Source organism: Nocardia sp. NPDC056611 (assembly GCF_042792755.1).
Classification (GTDB): domain Bacteria; phylum Actinomycetota; class Actinomycetes; order Mycobacteriales; family Mycobacteriaceae; genus Nocardia.
Map to the genome: position 1 here is coordinate 290,236 of NZ_JBHTVV010000005.1, position 18,633 is coordinate 308,868.

Here is an 18,633-nt window from a genome sequence, read left to right on the forward strand (position 1 = left end):
GCGGAACAGAACCGTCAGCCGGCCTTGGCGGTGGTAGTGGTCCGGCTGGACGAGGACGGGGTCGTCGTGGGCATGTCGATCACGTCCGGCAAGCGACCACCGCCGAGGACGGGTACCGCGCTGGTCGGGGACGGCGGGACCAGTGGGGTGTTGCTGTGATCGCCGCATCCCGTGATCGCCGCCGCCACCATCGCTATCGCGGCCACCGTGATCAAGTGCTTGGGCACGAATCAACCTTTCGAAGAGGGACGACCAATTCTGATGCACCCGCCTCGAGAATGTGGCGCGAAAGATCAACTTAGGCACACAAAGTCGGCCCCGGTGGCACAACGACGCCCGAATAGTTCCGTGAGTCCAGTTCTCCGACAGCAAATTCCGTAGCGAATCAGCAGCGAACGCCAGTGATGGTGAACCGTTCGATGTCGGCGACGTGCCCCCCGGTGGCCGCCACGATGGTGAGCGTGGCCGGACAGGCATCCGAAACGGACACCGTGGCGCTCCAGGACGATTCGGTACCGCCCGCGGGAATCGGAGCGGATCGACCGACGGGCTGATCCCGATCCGAGCGCAGGATCCGGACCCGAATGCTCTCGTCCACACCGGTAATGGTGCCGCCCACGGCCACCGGCGACGAGACCGTGCCGCCGTAACGCGGCGTGGTCAGCTGGAAGGTGGTGTCGTCGGTGCCGACGACCTCCCACGGCGCGGTGTCACCGTGCCCCATCCGGACCAGATGTACGACGGCCGCTACGACAGGCACGCCGTTCGGATTGTCGAAACCGACGCTGACCCGCGACTGGTCCCCGTCGGTGGCCACCTTCACGATCTTGTCCAAGCTCGAGAACCCGAGGTAGTGCTGGGTGAAGGACTGCGCGGTGGCGGCGGGATCGAGATGCCAGGGTTGATGCCCGGACCCGGCGTCCCGCTGCCAGGCCGCGGCTTCGGCGCTGTCGTGGTAAGGCCACAGCGGTTGGTACGGGAACTCCGCGGCCGCGGGTGTCGTCGTGGCGGCCGGCCCCGAGGTCCCCGGTGCGGAACCGCCCGGAGCGGCGGTCGTGGACGCACCGCCCGGCGCGGCCGTCGTGGTGGCGGCGGGCCCACCGCCGCCGGAACAGGCCACCAGCCCGGCCGCCGCCGGGATCACGACCATCGCGAGGACGGTCCGGCGGCGCTGCCCCCGGGAAGTTTTCCAGGTCATGTCCGCACCGGCCTCCCGCCGACAATGGGCCCTTGGTCGGATTAGCCGACAATGGGCCCTTGGTCGGATTATCGGACGAATCACCCATGATCGCCATCATCTCCACGACCCTGTCCGGAACCGAATACATCGCGATTGTCCGGGTAAGCGAGCGGTATGGAACCCCTGAGCGTCCGATCCGGTATCGAGTCGGACGGTGCCCCGGTTCCTCCGGTGCGACCGCCGGAACCGGTCCCACCGTTGGAGCCGGGGGAACCCATTCCCGAGCCCGAGCCGCCGGCACCCCTGCCCACGCCCGGCCCGCCGATCCCCCGCCCACCTGATCCGCATCCACCGCCCGTGCCGCCGGCGCCGATTCCTGATCCGCTGCCGCCGTTGGCACGTTTCGGTCCCGCGCATCGGGTTACTCGACCGACTGCCGGCAGTCCGTCCGGCGCTCACGACAGCGGAAGGAAGACCTTATGCTGATGCTCACCCCCACTGCCGTCGAGGCGGTACGCGGAATCACGTCCGGGGAAGGCGCCCCGCGCGACGCCGGACTGCGGATCACCACGCCGGATGACGCCGAAAGCTTCCAGCTCGCGGTCGCGGAGGGGCCGTCCGAGAACGACGAGGTATTGACCGCGGAGGGCGCGCGGGTCTACATGGACCGGCGGTCCGCGGAGTTCTTCGACGACAAGATCCTCGACGCGGGCATGGACGCCACGGGCAATGCCACCTTCGTCGTCGGACCCCAGGCCGCCAACCGCTGATCGATCGCCATGTCCGGCAATCTGGCGCGCACACTGATCGCCTCGCATCTGGTGTCGGGTGCGATGACGCCGGGCACCGAGATCGCGATTCGGATCGATCAGACGCTGACCCAGGACGCCACCGGCACCGTGGTGATGCAGGAGCTCGAGGCCTTGGCCCTCGATCGCTCACGCACCGAGGTGAGCGTCCAGTACGTCGACCACAATCTGTTGCAGACCGACGAGAGGAACGCCGAGGACCACGAGTATCTCCGCACGGCCGCCCAGCGCTTCGGCCTGTGGTTCTCCAAGGCGGGAAACGGCGTCTCCCACCCCACCCATATGCAACGTTTCGGGATCCCGGGCAAGACGCTCGCCGGATCCGATTCGCACACGCCGGCGGCGGGCTCGCTGGGCATGCTCGCCATCGGCGTGGGCGGATTGGAAGTGGCGCTGGCCATCTCGGGTCAGCCGCTGCACCTGCGGATGCCGAAGATCTGGGGCATTCGTCTCGAAGGCGAACTGCCGCAGTGGTGTTCGGCCAAGGACGTGATCCTGGAAATGCTGCGCCGCCACGGCGTCAGCGGCGGGATCGAGCGCATCATCGAATATCACGGGCCGGGCCTGGCGGGACTGTCCGCGATGGACCGGCATGTGATCGCCAACATGGGCGCCGAACTCGGCGCCACCACCACGGTTTTCCCGAGCGACGAGGCCGTCCACGCGTTCCTGCGCGCGGAGGGCCGCGAGGACGACTGGGTCGAACTGGCCGCCGGCGCCGACGCCGAGTACGACATCGAGGAGACCATCGACCTGTCCACGCTGGAACCCCTCATCGCGAAACCGTCGTCGCCGGGCGCGGTGGTACCGGTGCGCGAGGTGGCGGGAACCGAGATCGCGCAGGCGGTGATCGGGTCCAGCGCCAATCCCGGACTGCGCGATTTCGCCATGGCGGCGGCCATGGTGGCCGGACGGCAGACCGTTCCGCAGGTCAGTTTCGACGTGAACCCCACGTCGCGGGAGATCCTCACGGATCTGACCCGGATGGGTGCGGTCACCGACCTGGTCGAGGCGGGTGCGCGCATCCACCAGGCCGGGTGCCTGGGCTGCATCGGCATGGGCCAGGCCCCCGCCGTCGGCCGCAATTCGCTGCGGACCATGCCGCGCAACTTCCCGGGCCGCTCGGGCACCAGGGAGGACTCGGTCTGGCTGTGCTCGCCGGAGACGGCGGCCGCGTCCGCGCTGACCGGTGTGATCACCGATCCGCGGGAGTGGGCGCGCACGGTCGGCATGGACTACCCGAAACTCGAACTGCCCGTGCGGGCCTCGGTCAATACGGCGATGCTGGTTCCCCCGCTCGAGCCGGAGCGGGCACGGCTGGTGCGGCCGGTGAAGGGGCCCAATATCTCCAGCCTGCCCGAGCTGACGCCGCTGCCGGATCGGATCGTCGGGCCGGTGCTGTTGAAACTCGGTGACGATATCTCCACCGACGCGATCTCCCCCGCCGGAGCCCGCGCCCTGCCCTACCGATCCAATATCCCCAAGCTGGCGATGTTCGCCTTCACCCCGATCGACGAGACCTATCCCGAACGGGCGCAGCGGGTTTCCGATACCGGACACTTCGTCGTCGCGGGCGAGAACTACGGTCAGGGGTCCTCGCGCGAGCACGCGGCGATCACGCCCCGCTACCTCGGTCTGCGGGTGGTCATCGCCAAATCCTTCGCCCGCATCCATTGGCAGAACCTGGCCAACTTCGGCGTTCTGGCCCTCGAATTCGAGGACACCGCCGACTACGACCGCATCGACCGCGATGACGTGCTGGCACTGCTCGATCTACACGCCATCGCCCGCGACACCACGCTCGAGGTGCTCGACATGAGCAAGGAATCCACTTTCACCGTGCGACACCGGCTTTCGCCACGTCAGGTGCGAGACGTCCTGGCCGGCGGCCTCATCCCCCGGCTGGTCGCGGGCGGCCTGGCGTTTGAGGACGAGGACGCCGGGAACAGCGACGACATCAGCGCCTGCTGAGACAGCCTTCCGGAAAGGAATCACCATGCTGCGACGTATTGCCCACCCCCTGCTGGCGACCGCGTTCGTCGCCGACGGAATCGACACGCTCACCCATCCCGATCCCCGGATCAAGACCGCGTCCGAGGCGGTGCGGCAGGGCGAGCAGCGGTTGCCGGCCAAGCTCGCGGCCTATCTGCCCGACGATCCGGCCACGCTGGTCCGGATCAACGCGGCGGTCCGGGTCGGCGGCGGCGCACTGCTGGCCCTGGGCAAGTTGCCCCGGTTGTCCACCGCCGTGCTCGCCGCGACCGTGATCCCGTCGGCCCTGACCGAACCGGGGTTCTGGACCGAGGTGGACCCCGAACGGCGTTCGGCCCGACGCAACGCGCTGCTCAAGGATGTGAGCCTGCTCGGCGGGTTGCTCATCGCCTCGACCGACCGGCAGGGCAAGCCCTCGCTCGGCTGGCGTGGCCGCCGGGCCCTGGCGAAGCTGCAGGCCGACGACTCCGCCACCACCAGGCTCGCCGACGCCGCGAAGGTCCACGGACCCGAACTCGCCGCGGCGGTCCGAACCCGCGGTGAACACCTGGCGGAGACCGCCCGCGAACGCGGTCCCGAACTGGCCGCCGCACTGCACGACCGCGGCGAGCGACTGGCCGATATCGCCCAGCAGCGCGGCGCACAGCTCGCGGACTCCGCTCGCGAACACGGACCCGAACTCGTTGCGGCACTGCACGACCGCGGCGAGCGACTGGCCGATGTCGTACAGCATCGCGGCGAGCGACTGGCCGAGGCGGCCCAGCAGCGCGGCGCTCAACTGACCGATTCGGCCAGGGAACTCGGCGCACAATGGAGCGACGTCGCCGCCGACCGTGGCGGCCAGCTTCTCGACACCGCCCGCGATCAGGGCGGTCACCTCGCCGCCAGAGCCAAGCGGCGCGGTGAGCGGCTCGCGGACGCGGCCCGCACCGCCGCCGACCGGGCACACTGACAGCGACCGGGCGCACTGAAAGGAACCCGCCGTCATGGCATCTCAGCATTCACCCGCCCGCTGGCTGGGCGTGGTCGTGACGGCGGCCGCGCTCGCCGTGGGCTGCTCGAACAGCACCGAGCCCGGCGTGCCGGGAACCGGTTCGCCGCATCAGGACTCCGGGTCGCCGACCATCTCCGCCAACGCCGCCAAGCAGCTGTGCGACATGATCCGACCCGAGGTCGAGAAGTGGCGCGCGGAAGGCCCCACCGAGGCGCGGCTGAAATTCAATGCCACCGTGCAGGATTGGGCGTTGCGCAATAATGGCGTGAACATCGCCGTGATGCGCAATCGCTCGGTCATCGACCAGACCACCACCGCCGCGTGCCCGGATGTGCGGGACGCGGCGGTGCAGGCGATCCGGATGCCGGATCTGGCCTCGGGTCTGGCGGGATTCTGATCAGATGGCCAGCGCCTCGGCGCTAGATGGCGAGTGCCTCGGCGCGTAGCCGGCCGAGGGTCTTCGTCAGGATGCGCGACACCTGCATCTGCGAGACCCCCAGCCGCTGCGCGATCTGATACTGGGTCATCGAGTCGAAGAAGCGCATGGTCAGCACTCGCCGCTCCCGCTCGGGCAATTCCGCGATGAGCGGGCCGACGGCGAGGTACTGGTCGACGTATTCGTAACCGGTCTCCTCGGCCCCCAGCGCGTCCAGCATGGCCAGCGGAGTGTTCTCCCCGTCATCGGGGCAGGCGGCCTCCAGGGAGGAGCTCTGGTAGGCGTTGGCGGCCAGCAAGGCCTGGGTCAGTTCGGACTGGTCCACCTTCAGTTCGGCGGCCAGTTCGCGCGCCTTGGGCATGCGGCCCAGGCGCTGGGCGAGGGTTTCGACGGCGGCGCCCAGGCGGATCTGGGTCTCCTTGACCCGGCGCGGTACGCGCACGGCCCAGGTGCTGTCCCGGAAATAGCGTCTGACCTCACCCATGATGGTGGGCACCGCGAAGGACAGGAATCGCGACCCGCGCTCGACGTCGAACCGGTCGATGGATTGCACCAGTCCGAGCCGGGCCACCTGCACCAAATCCTCGAACGCCTCTCCGCGACCGGAGAACTTGCGCGCGATGTGGTCGGCCAGTGGCAGGCACCGATCGATCGCCTCCTCGCGCAATGCCTTTCGCTCGGGAGCATCGTTTTCCACGGCGACGGCAAGCTGTTTCAACAGTGGCTCGATATCGTCATAGCTGTCACCCGTCATCGGAATCACCCCGTATTCGGCTGAACTGCATAACAATGGTGTACCCAAACCTAGTGCCGGGGGAACATCTTTTCGCGGCATTCACCACAACCTCCCCTGATCGTCCAGGTCAGAGACGTATTGCCACAGAACGAATCTCGAAAACGGGCGCATTACGCCAGTTTTTCAGCACGTTTGACGGCCGGATCTCCGGGAACTGCGGGACTATCACAACCATCTTCGCAAAGGAATAACCATGATCATCCTGGGCCTCGTATTGCTGATCCTGGGAATTATCTTCGGCCTCTCGATCCTCACCACCATCGGGATCATCCTGATAGTGGTCGGCGCGATCGCCTGGCTGCTCGGCGCGGCCGGACGCCCGATCGGCGGACGCGCCCATTACTGGTAATCCCTCGGTGAACTCCACTGCATCAGCATGCATTTCATCCGACACATCACCGTGAGCCCAGCGGATTCGTCCGCTGGGCCATTGTCGTACTCGATGACCGGCCTCGCGCGACGGTTCCAGCGCGTGGGCAGCGTCGACCGCGCCCTCACCGCCGCGGTCGCCCGCCTGCCCGCCTCACCGCTGGATTCGGGCCTGCTGCGGTTGACCCGCACCGCGGATTTCGGCGCCCTCTGGCTGGTCATCGCACTCGCGCTGGGAACCCGCGGCGGCGAGCACCGGCGGGCCGCGATCCGCGGCGTCGCCGCCCTCACCGCCACGGAGGCGATCGTGAACGGTGGTCTCAAGCCGATCATCGCGCGCCGCCGACCGGCCGCCGACCTGCTGCCGCCGCGTCGGCGATCGGTCCCGCGGCCCGCCTCGTCGTCGTTCCCCTCGGGCCACAGCGCCGCGGCAGCTGCCTTCGCCACGGCGGTCGCGGTCGAAAGTCCTCGGGCCGCAGCGGGTCTCATCCCGCTGGCGGGGCTCGTCGCCTACTCACGGGTGCACACCGGCGTGCACTGGGGCAGTGATGCGCTCGCGGGCGCGCTGATCGGTTCGGCCGTCGCCCTGGCCACCCGGCACTGGTGGCCGGCCCCGGTTCGGGCCATCGCCCGCGAGCGGCATCAGGGCACGCCCGCGCTGCCCGCCGGGGACGGTCTGCTGGTGCTGGTCAACCCGGTCGCGGGTGATCCTGCTGTCGATCCCTGCGAGGAGCTCGCGACACTGTTGCCGGCGGCCACCCTGGTCCGCATCGATCAGGGCGATGACCCCGCCCGGCGACTGGAACTGGCGTTCCGCGCCTGTACTCCGCGGCCGACGGCACTGGGTGTCGCGGGCGGTGACGGCACCCTCGCCGCGGCGGCCACGGTCGCCCTGCGCCGCGGTCTGCCACTGGCGGTGTTTCCGACGGGCACGCGCAATCATTTCGCCCGCGATCTGGGTGTCCGCGACACGGCCGAGGCGGCCGCGGCCGTCGAATCCGGCGATGCCGTCGACATCGATATCGCGCGCGTCCGCTTCGACGACGAGGACGGACAGCGCACCCGCCACGTGCTCAACGTCGCGAGTGTGGGCGCCTACCCGGAAATGGTGCGGCTGCGGCGGAAATGGCGGTCGCGATGGGGGCGGCGGCTCACCTTCGCGGCCGCGTCGGTGGCCGCGGTGCGCCGGGCCCGGCCCCTCACGGTGGAGGTCGACGGCGACCGCCGCCGGGTGTGGGTCCTGTTCTTCGGCAACGGTTCCTATCATCCGCGGCGTTCCACTCCGGCCGTTCGCGACCACCTCGCCGCGGGGCTGCTCGACATCCGATGGCTCCGTGCCGACCGGCCGTGGTCCCGTGTCCGGATCGTGCTGGCGGCCGGGCTCGCCGCCGTGGGACGCACCCGTCTCTACGGCGAATGCCGCCGACCCGAGCTGACCGTCCGGCTCGCCTCGCGCGAACCCCTCGCCGCCGACGGCGAGGTGATCGGCACGGCCACCCGGATTCACATGACGGTGGCGCGGCGCCTCACGGTGTATCGCCTCATACCGTCTGCGCGCCCCGGAACCGGGTGAATTCCACGACCACCGGGTATCCGCGCTGCACGACATCGAATTCGTCGGTATCCACCGTGATCGAATCGGTCAGGGATTCCACGAAATGCCAGCCGAAACTGTGCTCGATCAGGCCGCCGCCGCTGTCGATCACCGATGTCACGCGAATCCGGACGCACAGTCGGTCGAACCGGAATTCGCAGTCCAGTACGGCCCCGGGCGCCGCGGCGCCGATCAGCGTCGTGGCCACCTGATCCAGCGCGACGCGCATATCGATGGCGACGTCGATGGTGAAATCGGCTGTGAGCAGGATGGTCTCGGCGATCGCGCGCAGCATTTCCAGGTGCCCGGCATCCGCGCGCACCCGCACGCCCACATCGCCCGACAGCGGCGGTGATTCCCGGATCACACTGTCGGTGCGTATGCGCGCCTTGCCATCACCTTGTGGCGGTTCCAACATCACTCACCACCCATTCACCCCCCGTAGCGATCTTTCTCGCTGTCATCGTTCGCTTACCCGATGATGCCGGAGGGAAACCGCCAAGAGTCACAGGATGGACAAGAATATTCGAGCTGATCGTTCCCTGACGATCAGGATTGACGACGACGATCAGGATTGACGGCGCGGGAGCACCCGCGCCAGGAAGGCCTGGGCCTCGGGATCGCCGAGCTTCAGGATGGTGAAGTGGGTGGCCGGGGCCTGGAGCACGAGTTGACTGTCGGTACCGGCCGATTGGAGCTGCTGCTGCAACAGCACGGTGGTCGGGACCGGCTGCACGGTGTCGGATCCGCCCTGCAGCAGGACCACCGGAGCGCGATATCCCGCGGCGGGCACCGACAAGTAGTCGCGCAGCGCCGAAATCACCGGGTCGGGCAGGGATGTGGTGAACAGCTCGCCGACGGACCTGCCCGCGACGGCCGCTTCCAGCGCACTCACGCAATCGTTTCCGGCCCGGGCGATGGCGAGGACCTCGTGGCCGTGCGGCGACAGGTAGTCGGTGACGCCGAGGTCGGGGCGGGCGTGGTCGAGGCCCGCGAGGATCATGACGAGCCGGGCGTGCAGGCCGTCGAGTCCGGGGAGCACGGGCACGCCCGGGCGGCTCAGCAGGGCGATGATGTCCTCGACATTGCTGGTCGGCGCGTAGGCGAGGGTGCCGCGCAGGTCGAGTTCCGGCGCGTAGCCCGTGGCCATCCCCGCCGCGGCGAGCACCGACTGCCCGCCGATGGAATGCCCGGCCAGCACGAAGGATTCGGAGAGCCCGGCGTCCACGGCGTGGCCCGCGCGCACGATGTCGAGGACCGCGTGGCCCGCCGCCCGCCCGGCCAGATATTCGTAGACGCCGTCCGCGCCCAGGCCGATGTAGTCGCTCGCGGCCACGACGTAGCCGTGCGCCAGATACGTTGACAGCTGCGGTGTCTCGTCGAATTTGTCCGCCATGCCGCCGTTGATGGTGGGCGCGCAGCCGACCGTCATGCCGCTGGTCCCGTGCGCCCACGACACCACCGGCCGGCCGCCCGCCGGGGTCGCGCCTTCGGGCACGTAGATCGTGCCGCCGCTCACCTCCGGCTCGCCGTTCTGGCCAGTCGTCCGGTACGTGATGCGATACCCGCTCGCCGCGCCGGGAATCAGCTCGCCGGCGTTCAGGGGCCGTGACGACACCACCGCGCCCGGCGCTGCTCCGGTATCCGGTTGCGCCACAGCCGAACCGGTCGCAGTGGCCGAGGACAGGGCAGCGATCGCCGCCAGGATCAGGTATCGCACGGGAAGCTCCTCCGGGACGAGTCGCCGACGCCCGCCGACGACTTTGCGAACACGTTCCGAAAGTAGCATCCGCAGGTCACGCTGTCGAGAGCGGAACAGGGCATGATGGCAGACATGCCCCGACCGACCGCCCCCTCCGGCCGCACCGGCCGCCCGCCCGTCACGTCCCGCACGGAGATCCTGACCGCGGCCCGCCGGTTGATCGACCGCGACGGCTGGGAGCGGCTCACCATTCGCGGCCTGGCCGCCGAGGCCGGAATCGGCGCGACCACGGTCTACCGTCACGTCCAGGACAAGGAGGACCTGCTGGTCCTGCTGCTCAACCACTACGCCGACCAGACCGAACGCCCGGAGCTGCCCCCGGATCCACGCGACCGGATCGTCGCGGCCGCCACCGCCATGCACGACCTGCTGGCGAGCTGGCCCTGGGCCGCGGAAGTCCTCACCGTGGACGGTTTCGTCGGGCTGCTCGACGAATCCGCGCTGTGGACCGTCGAATCCATCCTCGCCGCCGCCGAATCCAGCGGCCGCACTCCCGAGCAGGCCGCCTACATCTTCCGCTCGATCTGGTACTACACCGTCGGCGAGATCCTCGTCCGCACCCACTCCCAGCGCCGTGGCAGTCCCGCCGCTTCCGGCCGAACCGCCTTCGGCGATCTCGACCCCGCCCGCGTTCCGCACCTGGCCGCGATCGGCGAACGCTGGCCCGCCCTCGCCGCCCGTGACACCTACGGCCAGGGCCTGCGAGCCTGCGTCGACGGCCTGCTGGCCCAGACCGGCCCCGCCGAATCGTGATGCCGCACGACCGGTTCCGGCCCCGATCCACCGCCGCGGGTGACCGCTAGAGTGCGGGCATGCCGGAAAAGATCATCCGTAACACCTTCACCGTCCCCGCCTCCCCCGAGGCCGTCTACGACCACCTGATCCGGCCCGAGAACTACATCGGTCTCTCCCCGCTGGTCGTCGCCGTCGAGGACGTCCAGGAGGGTTCCTACCTCGCCGTCGAACGCTTCCGCTTCCTGGGCCTGAAGCACGACAACCGCATTCGCGTCGCCCTGCTCGGCACCCCCGGCAGCGCGGTCTGGGGCGAGGTCGACAGCCCCGGCGGCGTCCGCATGGGCTACCGCTTCGACCTCACCCCGACCGCCAAGGGCACCCGCGTCGACGACGAGCTGCGCCTGCGAACCCCGTTCGGCCTCATGGCCTTCGCCTCCGGCCAGGCCCGCAAGGTCCAGCTGGCCCGCGCGGGCATCCTCGCCGACCGCCTCTCGACCGTCTAGGGCTTGAAACCGACGCCGCCGGCGATGCAGTGGCGGACCGAGCTCAGCGGCGTGAGCTGCGGGCCGTCGGGCCACCATTCGTCGCACAGGACCAGGCCGGGTTCGATCATGGTGAGATTGCCGAACAGGGCCTGGATCTCGTCGCGGGTGCGGAAGCGGCCCGAGCCCATGGGGCTGTGCACGAACTTCTCCTCCATCTTGCGCGCCAGGTCGCTGTATTCGGCGGTCTCCGGGTCGAGGAAGTGGGCGATGGCCACATACGAGCCGGAGGGCAGCACGTCGAGGTAGCTGCGCATGACGGCGGCGACATCGTCGGCGGCGTAGTGATGGAGGGTGCCGATCTGGAACAGCGCGATCGGACGGCTGAAGTCCAGTTCCTCACGGACTTCGGGATGTTTGACCACCTCGAACGGCCGGAAGATATCGGCCTCGACGATGGTGGTGCGCGGATTGCCCGCCAGCAGGGCGCGCGCGTGCGCCAGCACCATGGGGTCGTTGTCCACGTAGACCACCGAGGACCCCGGGTCCACGCGCTGCACGACCTGGTGGGTGTTCTCGGCGGTGGGCAGGCCCGAACCGAGGTCCAGATACTGGTCGATGCCCGCTTCCTTGGCCAGGAAGCGGCAGACGCGGATCAGGAAATCCCGGTTCGCCCAGGCCAATTCGGCGACCCCGGGCGCGACCTCGCGCACCTGGTCCAGGACCGCGCGGTCTACTTCGAAATTGTCCTTGCCGTTCAATGCGGCGTCGTAGACGCGGGCGATGCTGGCGCGCGTGGTGTCCACCCCAACCGGCGCCGCACTCGGGTAACTCTGCACTGACTCGGACATCTCACGCTCCCCTGACAATCGATTCGCTCCGGCCCCGGTCCACAGCAAGTCTGTCGCATACGCGATGATTTGGGACCGGATCGCCGGGTCCGCGCCGAATCGGTAGGGTGCGGCCGTGGATACAGCGGAATTCGTTCAGCGCGGCAGCACCATCGTGGACCGGTTGTCCACGACGCAGACGCCGCCCCCGTGGCAGCTGGTGGTGGGCACCGGCGTGGTGGCGCTGATACTGGTGGCCTTCCGCCCGACGTGGCGCATTCTGCGCAATGCGGTCACCATCGCCCACGAGGGCGGGCACGCGTTCACCGCACTGCTGACCGGCCGCCGCCTCAACGGCATCCGATTGCATTCCGACACTTCGGGACTCACCGTGTCGAGCGGGAAACCCTATGGGCTCGGCATGATCCTGACCATGGCGGCCGGGTATCCCGCGCCCGCGCTGCTGGGGCTGGCCTACGCCGCGCTGCTGGGCGCGCACCGCATCACCCTCATGCTGTGGCTGACCATTGCGCTGCTGCTGGTGCTGCTGCTCAAGATCCGCAACTGGTACGGCCTGCTGTCGCTGCTGGTGACCGGCGGCGTGGTGTTCGCGGTGTCCTGGTTCGGCAGTGACACCACCCAGGCGGCGCTGGCGTACGCGGCGTCCTGGTTCCTGCTGCTGGCCGCGGTGCGCCCGGTGATCGAGTTGCAGCGCAATCGCGCGCACGAGCCGAACTCCGACGCCGACCAACTGGCTCACCTGACCAGGATCCCGGGCCTGCTGTGGGTGCTGGCCTTCGGCGCGATTGCGCTGTGCTCGCTGGTCCTCGGGGCGCGCCTGCTGCTGGCCGATGTGTCGGGGGTGTGTGTGCCGCCGCTCACGCACAGCACCTGCGCGGCGTCAACGGCCGGGTGAGCATTCTCCCACCTCAGGGCGAGAGTGGTATCGCTGCAAGGATTCTGACCAACGGGGACTACCATTCGGTTTGCACCGTCCGGGTGATCGGAAACACCGGATTTGCCCGGATTTCGGCCCGCTCGCACCACCGGCGGGCGTTCGACCGTTGCGGCTAGGAGGGTTTGGGGATGGACAGACCGGAGTGGGCACCGGAAGGCGTGGACATGAACCGGCCCAGCCCGGCGCGCATGTACGACGCGCTGCTGGGCGGATCGCACAACTTCGAGGTCGATCGACAGGCCGCGGAGGCGGGTAAAGCGCTGGTCCCGGACCTGCCGCGACTGGCCTTGAGCAATCGGGCGTTCCTGCGCCGCGCGGTGCGGTTCCTGGTGGACCAGGGCGTGCGGCAGTTCCTCGACATCGGGTCGGGCATCCCGACCGCGGGCAATGTGCACGAGGTGGCGCAGGCGATCGACCCGGAGTGCCGGGTGCTCTACGCCGATATCGACCCCGTGGCCGTGGCGCACGCGCGCGCCATCCTGAAGGGCAATGACCGGACCGCCGCGATCGAGGCCGATCTGCGCGAGCCCGACGCGCTGCTGGCCCAGGCCCGCGCGACCGGCGTCATCGATTTCGACCAACCGGTCGGTGTCCTGCTCATCGCGGTCCTGCACCTGATGAGCGACGACTACACCCCCGTCGACAAGGTCGACGCCCTCTACGACGCGGTGCCGGCCGGTAGCTACCTGGCCCTGTCGCACCTCACCTCGGCCACTCGCCCCGACGACGCCGCCAAACTGGTGGAGAACTCGCGCGACGTCAGCAAGATCGGCCTGCAGTTCCGGACCCGCGAGCAAATCGCGGCCCTGTTCGGCAAGTGGGAGCCGATCGAGCCCGGTGTGGTGGAATTGCCGTTGTGGCGGCCGGAATCCGACCGTGACCAGCACGAGGCGCCGGGCCGGTCGCTCGGTCTGGCGGGTGTGGGCCACAAGGCCTGAGCAGGGGCACGAGGCAGGGGCAGGGGGTAGGCGGTGGGAGCACACGAGCTGGCGGTCCGATGGGCCGACGCTCTCGAGGGCGCGGTGGCGCCGACGATCACCCGGTCGCAGGTCGAGCAGTTGCTCGACGGTTTCGGCGACCGGCTGATCGCGGCGGTACGCGGCACCGAGGACATGTCGGTGGCCCGGGAGGCCGCCCGCGCCCTGGTGGGCGCCAACTATCGGGATCCATTGACCGTGCACCGGTCGGTCCTGGTGCTGTGCAAGGACCTGGTGACCGACGCCTGCCCGGACCCCGGCTGCGCGGACTACTGGCCGGTGCGCGATCGAGCGATCGAGCTGGCCGCCGAGTTCGCGGCCGAGTTCACCGCCGGACTACGCAGTGTGGCGTTGTCGGAACAGGAGACGACCCTCACCGCGGCGCTGACCGCCGCGCGCGAGGCCGACGCCCGCAGGCAGTTGTCCGAAGCCCGATTCCAGGCCATCTTCGAGGGCGCGTCGGTCGGCATCGGCACGGTCGACATCACCACCGGGCAGGTGGTCGACGTCAACAACGCCATGGCCGAGACCCTGGGCGTCCCGGCCGGGCAGATGCCGGGCCGCTCGGTTTCCGACATACTGGGCCCGATCAATATCGGCGAGGCGTTCGGTCTGTTCCAGCGTTTACTGTCCGGCGAGATCGACCGCTTCCGCTTCGAGACCGAACACACCAAACCCGACGGTTCGCACACCATCATCGACCTGTCCATGACGGTGGTCCGCGACAGCGATGGCAAGCCGCGCTTCCTGGTCGGCGTCACCGTGGACGTCACCGACCGCAAGGAACTGGCCGACCGGCTCTGGTACGACGCCCACCACGACTCGCTGACCGGCCTGCCCAACCGGCTGCTGTTCTTCGACCGGCTCGCGGCCGCCACCGGCCAGGTGGGCGTCTGCTACCTGGACCTGGACGGCTTCAAGGAGGTCAACGACCGCCGCGGCCACACCGCGGGCGATCAGGTGCTGTGCGAGGTGGCCCAACGGCTGCGCCAGGCCGTGCCGCCGCACGGGGTGGCGGCCCGGCTGGGCGGCGACGAGTTCATCGTGCTGGTCGAAAGCTGCTCGGGCCCGGAGGAATTGGACTCGGTGTCCGGGGACCTGCTGGCCGCGCTCGCCGACCCGTTCGATGTGGCGGGACTGTCGGTGCGGGTGGGCGCGAGTATCGGAACCGCGCTGGTGGACACCGACTCCACCGCCATCGACGAACTCATGCACGCCGTGGACACCGCCATGTACCGCGACAAGGCGCTGCGACACGGGCGCTAGATCACGCGCTGCGACACGGGCGCTAGATCACGCGCTGCGACACGGGCGCTAGATCACGAACGGCACCAGGGCCTTTCGCTCGGCCGGGTAGTCGGAGAACTTCTCGCGGTACCAGGTGTGGGTGGCGAAGGCGCGCGGCACCAGGTTGCCGAAGGTGATCAGGAAGATGACCACGCCCGGCAGCGCCCAGGTAAGGATGGCGAATCCGGCCCAGGCGATGAGCTCGCCGAGATAGGTGGGGCTGGTGACGAATCGGAAGCCCAGACCGAACGGAATCTTGTACTCCGTTGCGCCCGGATTGTTCTTGTCGCGAAGATTCCGCACGATCCACTCGGAGCTGGTGAGCAGGGCGAAACCGCTGAGGTAGATGATCGATCCGATGATGAAGCGCGGGTCGGTCAGCCACCCGGTGCCGTACCGGCCGAAGTAGTCGTGGCTGAACAGCGCGCCGTTGAGGTAGCCGTGCATGGCGGTGACGAACATGCCCATGCCGAGCACCGAAATGTTGAAACTGCTGGTCTTGCCGGGCACTTGGCGAATCGACAGGGGGAAGAACCAGCCCCGGTTGGCGTAGTGGAGAATCCAGATGGCCGCCAGCACCAGGGAAGTCGGCTCGAAACGGTGCGGCCCGCTCAGGTACGCGACCGCGAAGACCACGGTGGCCGGAATCTCCATCAACCACCAGCCGAGTTTCGGGTTCAGGTTCAGTCCGAGCTTGGCGGTGGCGAACCGACCGTACGGGCTCTGCTGGAACAGGCCCCCGATCAGGACGAAGGCAGCGAAACCGAACGCGATCGTCAGCACGGTGTCGTAGACGGTATTGCCGGTGTACCAGTTCATTCGTGGCCCTTCAGGTGAAAAACTAGAACAGGTTCTACCACAGCCCGAGCTCGACCGGTACCCACCGGCGGGCACGGACGGTGCCCGGCGGGTAGGTTGGCTGGAACCCCGGAGGGAGGCAAGGTGGGTTCGCAGGGATGGGATGTGCTGATTCAGTGGATGCCGTATTTTCTCGAGGAGGACGAGGACGCGGACGAATCGGGACTCGGGTGGAATCCCCGTTTCATTCAGGTCCGTGACGAACTCACCGGCCGCCGAGCGCATTTCGCACAGCAGGGCACCGAGATCGAGGTTCTGATCGCGGTCCCCGACGACGCCGACGACGCCGACCGGTTACTGCGCGTGATCGGCGAGCAGTCCGACGGCACCTGGGATCCGGTCCCGGTACCGTCCGAATCCGATGCCACCGCACCGGATCCGCAGTGGCGGGCCATGCAACGCGTGCACCAGCAGCCCCGCCTGGCGCGGGAGTGGAGCACCGGCTGGCAGCGCGGGGAATCGGTCGACCACCGCCGCGGCGTCGCCGAGTCCGTGGTCACCGTGCTGCGCGACGGGCTCGGGATGGACGGCGGCCGGCTGCGCTTCGCCACCTGGAGCATGGATGCGCCCGGCACCGGCAGCTACGGCCTGCCCGCCGACCGGCCCAGCGAACGCGGCAAGCCCGTGGTGTGCACGGACTGGGACGATTTCGAGGCGCGGCTGGCCTGGGCGCTGACCACCCTGCCCTGGGACGGCGTCATCAACCTCAGCACCCCGCACCCCGGCCCGGACCCGTGCTTCGTCCAATTCCTGCACGGCAGGCAGCTTTTCAACGAGGCCAGCGGCTGGGACGTGGCCGGACTCGGCGCGAGCGAGTTCGACCGGCGCATGCGCGAGCTGGGCTGGAGTTTCGCCCCGCACAGCGTGCCGGGCGGGGCGGCGCTCATCTGGGAGGGGCCGCTGGCCAAGGCCGGATTCAATCCGAGCCTGTGCGGCGCGCCGCGGCGGACGGTGAAGACCTTCACCGAGGTGTTCACCGTCGGACATCCACAGGATCTGGTGTTCCGAGCCTTCCGCAACGGCCGCCGCCGGGATCCGGAATTGCGTTATCTGGATATCGAACTCGGGATTCCGCGCGACGTGCGGTGAGCGTTCAGAGGCGGCTGAGGCGGATCGGCAGTCCGTCCGCGGGAGTGGGGCCGGTACTGGGCACGAGGGGCACCTCGTAGCCGTCCGGCACACTCCACCGGTAGTTCAGCAGCATGCGGTGCATGGTCGCCTTGACCGTCATGCTGCCGAAGTACTTGCCGATGCACTTGTGCGCGCCGCCGCCGAAGGGCGGCCAGGCGAAGCGGTGCGACTTGTCCTCCGCGCGCCCGGGATCGAAGCGTTCGGGATCGAAGACGTCCGGATCGTGCCAGTACTCGGCATTGCGCATCATGGAGTACGGGCCGACCATGATCAGCGCGCCCTTGGGGATGAAGTATCCCGCGATCTCGGTGTCCTCCAGGGCTTCTCGCACCATCTGCCCGACCGGGGCGTACATGCGCAGGGTCTCGCGGAAGGCCATCTCCAGCGCGGGTAACCGGTCCAGGTCGGCATAGTCGAGCGTGGGCTTGCCCAACGCCCGCGATTCCTCGCGCAACCGTTCCTGCCACCGCGGGTTCCGGCCCAGCTCGTAGGCCAGCATCGAGATGGCCAGGGTGCTGGTGTCGTGGGCGGCCATCATCACGAAGATCATGTGGTCCACGATGTCGGCGTCGGAGAAGGATTCGCCGTCCTCGGTCTCGGCATGGCAGAGCACGCTGAACAGGTCCTCGCCGGCACCGGCCCGCTTGGCGGGCAGCTCACGCCGGAAGTAGTCCTCGAGCAGCTTGCGCCCGCGCAGGCCCCGGCTCCACACCCCGCCCGGCATGTTCGTGCGAATGATGGCCTGGCCACCGTGCACGGCGTCCTCGAAGGCGCGGGAGAGCCGCGTGCCCTCGGGGCCGAGTTCCGCACCCGCGAAGACCACGGTCGCCTGTTCCAGCAACAGCCGCTTGACGTGGTCGTACAACCGGAAATCCGGTGCGGGCCGCCAGGAGTCGACGCCCCGCACGACGCGTGGGGTGGTGAGCCCGAGGTAGCCGATCAGACGCGGGCGGGTGAAGGCCTGCTGCAGGATGCGGCGGTGATAGGCGTGCTCCTCGAAGTCACGCAACAGGATTCCGCCTCGGAAGAACGGGCCGATCACGAATTCGTAGCCGCGTTGCGCGGACAGCACTCGCCTGCGGTCGAGCAGGACCTCCTCGGTGGCGGCCGGGCTGACGACGCCGACCACCTGCCGCCCGAACACGCCCATCCACTGCACCGGGCCGTACCGGCGCATGCGGTCCCGGCTGAAGTTCAGCGGATCGGCGAGGGTGCTGAGCAGATGGCCGATGCCGGGCGGACCGTAATCCCCCATCACCGGCTTCAGCCCGCTGCCGGGCGGCGGGGGTGCGAGCGCCTGCGGCACGGTGGGGTACCGCTGCAGCAATCCGGCGGCCCGGCACTGGATTCGATGATTCACCACGGCTTTTCGTACAGCCATGCCTCCACGGTAGCGGAAACGTTAGTTTCCGTAAACGGTCGTTTCCCGATTTCTGTGCCAAG

20 protein-coding genes are annotated in these 18,633 nt (G+C 68.8%); 12 read left to right on the top strand and 8 right to left on the bottom strand.

Going from position 1 to position 18,633, the window contains the following annotated elements:
• Positions 1 to 14: 14 nt before the first annotated feature.
• Positions 15 to 227 carry a hypothetical protein gene (locus ACFRAQ_RS26800; RefSeq protein WP_379104343.1) on the bottom strand — a complete coding sequence of 71 codons (213 nt, stop codon included), beginning with the start codon at positions 225 to 227 and terminating at the stop codon, positions 15 to 17.
• Between the two features lie 158 nt (positions 228 to 385).
• Complete coding sequence (locus ACFRAQ_RS26805) at positions 386 to 1,198, bottom strand: hypothetical protein (protein WP_379104345.1); 813 nt, start codon at positions 1,196 to 1,198, stop codon at positions 386 to 388.
• 467 nt (positions 1,199 to 1,665) lie between these two features.
• Here ACFRAQ_RS26805 and ACFRAQ_RS26810 point away from each other — a divergent pair, with 467 nt between their 5' ends.
• Genes ACFRAQ_RS26810 through ACFRAQ_RS26825 form a run of 4 tightly spaced genes read left to right on the top strand, consistent with a single transcriptional unit; the run spans position 1,666 to position 5,372 of the window.
• Positions 1,666 to 1,950 (top strand): hypothetical protein, encoded by a 285-nt coding sequence (locus ACFRAQ_RS26810; RefSeq protein WP_379104348.1) that lies wholly within the window; start codon positions 1,666 to 1,668, stop codon positions 1,948 to 1,950.
• A 9-nt stretch (positions 1,951 to 1,959) separates the two neighbouring features.
• Positions 1,960 to 3,960 (top strand): aconitate hydratase, encoded by a 2,001-nt coding sequence (locus ACFRAQ_RS26815; RefSeq protein WP_379104350.1) that lies wholly within the window; start codon positions 1,960 to 1,962, stop codon positions 3,958 to 3,960.
• A 25-nt stretch (positions 3,961 to 3,985) separates the two neighbouring features.
• Positions 3,986 to 4,933, top strand: coding sequence for a DoxX family membrane protein (locus ACFRAQ_RS26820; RefSeq protein WP_379104352.1), 948 nt, complete (start codon positions 3,986 to 3,988; stop codon positions 4,931 to 4,933).
• A 34-nt stretch (positions 4,934 to 4,967) separates the two neighbouring features.
• Positions 4,968 to 5,372 (top strand): hypothetical protein, encoded by a 405-nt coding sequence (locus ACFRAQ_RS26825; protein WP_379104354.1) that lies wholly within the window; start codon positions 4,968 to 4,970, stop codon positions 5,370 to 5,372.
• A 22-nt stretch (positions 5,373 to 5,394) separates the two neighbouring features.
• On the opposite strand, the gene ACFRAQ_RS26830 is transcribed toward ACFRAQ_RS26825, so the two are convergent.
• The gene (locus ACFRAQ_RS26830; protein ID WP_379104357.1) at positions 5,395 to 6,165 is read right to left on the bottom strand and encodes an RNA polymerase sigma factor SigF; all 771 of its coding nucleotides are present in this window, start codon (positions 6,163 to 6,165) and stop codon (positions 5,395 to 5,397) included.
• A gap of 235 nt (positions 6,166 to 6,400) precedes the next feature.
• Between ACFRAQ_RS26830 and ACFRAQ_RS26835 the strand changes: the two genes are divergently transcribed.
• Together ACFRAQ_RS26835 and ACFRAQ_RS26840 are read left to right on the top strand one after the other, a co-directional pair.
• Positions 6,401 to 6,556, top strand: coding sequence for a hypothetical protein (locus ACFRAQ_RS26835; protein ID WP_379104360.1), 156 nt, complete (start codon positions 6,401 to 6,403; stop codon positions 6,554 to 6,556).
• Positions 6,557 to 6,649: 93 nt separating this feature from the next.
• Positions 6,650 to 8,149, top strand: a complete 1,500-nt coding sequence (locus ACFRAQ_RS26840) for a bifunctional phosphatase PAP2/diacylglycerol kinase family protein (RefSeq protein WP_379104362.1) — start codon at positions 6,650 to 6,652, stop codon at positions 8,147 to 8,149.
• Here the strand turns inward: ACFRAQ_RS26840 and ACFRAQ_RS26845 are convergent.
• Complete coding sequence (locus tag ACFRAQ_RS26845) at positions 8,118 to 8,588, bottom strand: anti-sigma factor (RefSeq protein WP_379104364.1); 471 nt, start codon at positions 8,586 to 8,588, stop codon at positions 8,118 to 8,120. The two genes, ACFRAQ_RS26840 and ACFRAQ_RS26845, sit on opposite strands and share 32 nt — an antisense overlap.
• A 150-nt stretch (positions 8,589 to 8,738) precedes the next feature.
• Positions 8,739 to 9,890: a lipase family protein gene (locus ACFRAQ_RS26850; protein WP_379104367.1), complete on the bottom strand. Its 1,152-nt coding sequence runs from the start codon at positions 9,888 to 9,890 to the stop codon at positions 8,739 to 8,741.
• Between the two features lie 114 nt (positions 9,891 to 10,004).
• Between ACFRAQ_RS26850 and ACFRAQ_RS26855 the strand changes: the two genes are divergently transcribed.
• Both ACFRAQ_RS26855 and ACFRAQ_RS26860 read left to right on the top strand, forming a co-directional pair.
• Positions 10,005 to 10,685, top strand: coding sequence for a TetR/AcrR family transcriptional regulator (locus ACFRAQ_RS26855; RefSeq protein ID WP_379104369.1), 681 nt, complete (start codon positions 10,005 to 10,007; stop codon positions 10,683 to 10,685).
• A gap of 59 nt (positions 10,686 to 10,744) precedes the next feature.
• Positions 10,745 to 11,170, top strand: coding sequence for an SRPBCC family protein (locus tag ACFRAQ_RS26860; RefSeq protein ID WP_379104371.1), 426 nt, complete (start codon positions 10,745 to 10,747; stop codon positions 11,168 to 11,170).
• Here the strand turns inward: ACFRAQ_RS26860 and ACFRAQ_RS26865 are convergent.
• The gene (locus ACFRAQ_RS26865) at positions 11,167 to 12,000 is read right to left on the bottom strand and encodes an SAM-dependent methyltransferase (protein ID WP_379104373.1); all 834 of its coding nucleotides are present in this window, start codon (positions 11,998 to 12,000) and stop codon (positions 11,167 to 11,169) included. The two genes, ACFRAQ_RS26860 and ACFRAQ_RS26865, sit on opposite strands and share 4 nt — an antisense overlap.
• A gap of 115 nt (positions 12,001 to 12,115) precedes the next feature.
• On the opposite strand from ACFRAQ_RS26865, the gene ACFRAQ_RS26870 reads away from it, so the two are divergent.
• The 3 genes from ACFRAQ_RS26870 (at position 12,116) to ACFRAQ_RS26880 (ending at position 15,180) form a co-directional block, all read left to right on the top strand.
• A complete protein-coding gene (locus ACFRAQ_RS26870) occupies positions 12,116 to 12,895 on the top strand; it encodes a M50 family metallopeptidase (RefSeq protein WP_357084602.1) in 780 nt (259 codons plus the stop codon).
• A gap of 170 nt (positions 12,896 to 13,065) precedes the next feature.
• Positions 13,066 to 13,875, top strand: a complete 810-nt coding sequence (locus ACFRAQ_RS26875; RefSeq protein ID WP_379104376.1) for an SAM-dependent methyltransferase — start codon at positions 13,066 to 13,068, stop codon at positions 13,873 to 13,875.
• A gap of 33 nt (positions 13,876 to 13,908) precedes the next feature.
• Entirely contained in the window at positions 13,909 to 15,180 is a 1,272-nt protein-coding gene (locus tag ACFRAQ_RS26880) for a diguanylate cyclase domain-containing protein (protein WP_379104378.1), read from the top strand.
• A 48-nt stretch (positions 15,181 to 15,228) separates the two neighbouring features.
• Here the strand turns inward: ACFRAQ_RS26880 and ACFRAQ_RS26885 are convergent, their stop codons facing one another.
• On the bottom strand, positions 15,229 to 16,020 hold the full coding sequence (locus ACFRAQ_RS26885; protein ID WP_379104380.1) for a 3-oxo-5-alpha-steroid 4-dehydrogenase: 792 nt from the start codon (positions 16,018 to 16,020) through the stop codon (positions 15,229 to 15,231).
• A 123-nt stretch (positions 16,021 to 16,143) separates the two neighbouring features.
• Between ACFRAQ_RS26885 and ACFRAQ_RS26890 the strand changes: the two genes are divergently transcribed.
• Positions 16,144 to 17,148, top strand: coding sequence for a hypothetical protein (locus tag ACFRAQ_RS26890; protein WP_379104382.1), 1,005 nt, complete (start codon positions 16,144 to 16,146; stop codon positions 17,146 to 17,148).
• Positions 17,149 to 17,152: 4 nt separating this feature from the next.
• Here ACFRAQ_RS26890 and ACFRAQ_RS26895 read toward each other — a convergent pair whose 3' ends face one another.
• Positions 17,153 to 18,571, bottom strand: coding sequence for a cytochrome P450 (locus tag ACFRAQ_RS26895; RefSeq protein WP_379104384.1), 1,419 nt, complete (start codon positions 18,569 to 18,571; stop codon positions 17,153 to 17,155).
• Between the last annotated feature and the right edge of the window lie 62 nt (positions 18,572 to 18,633).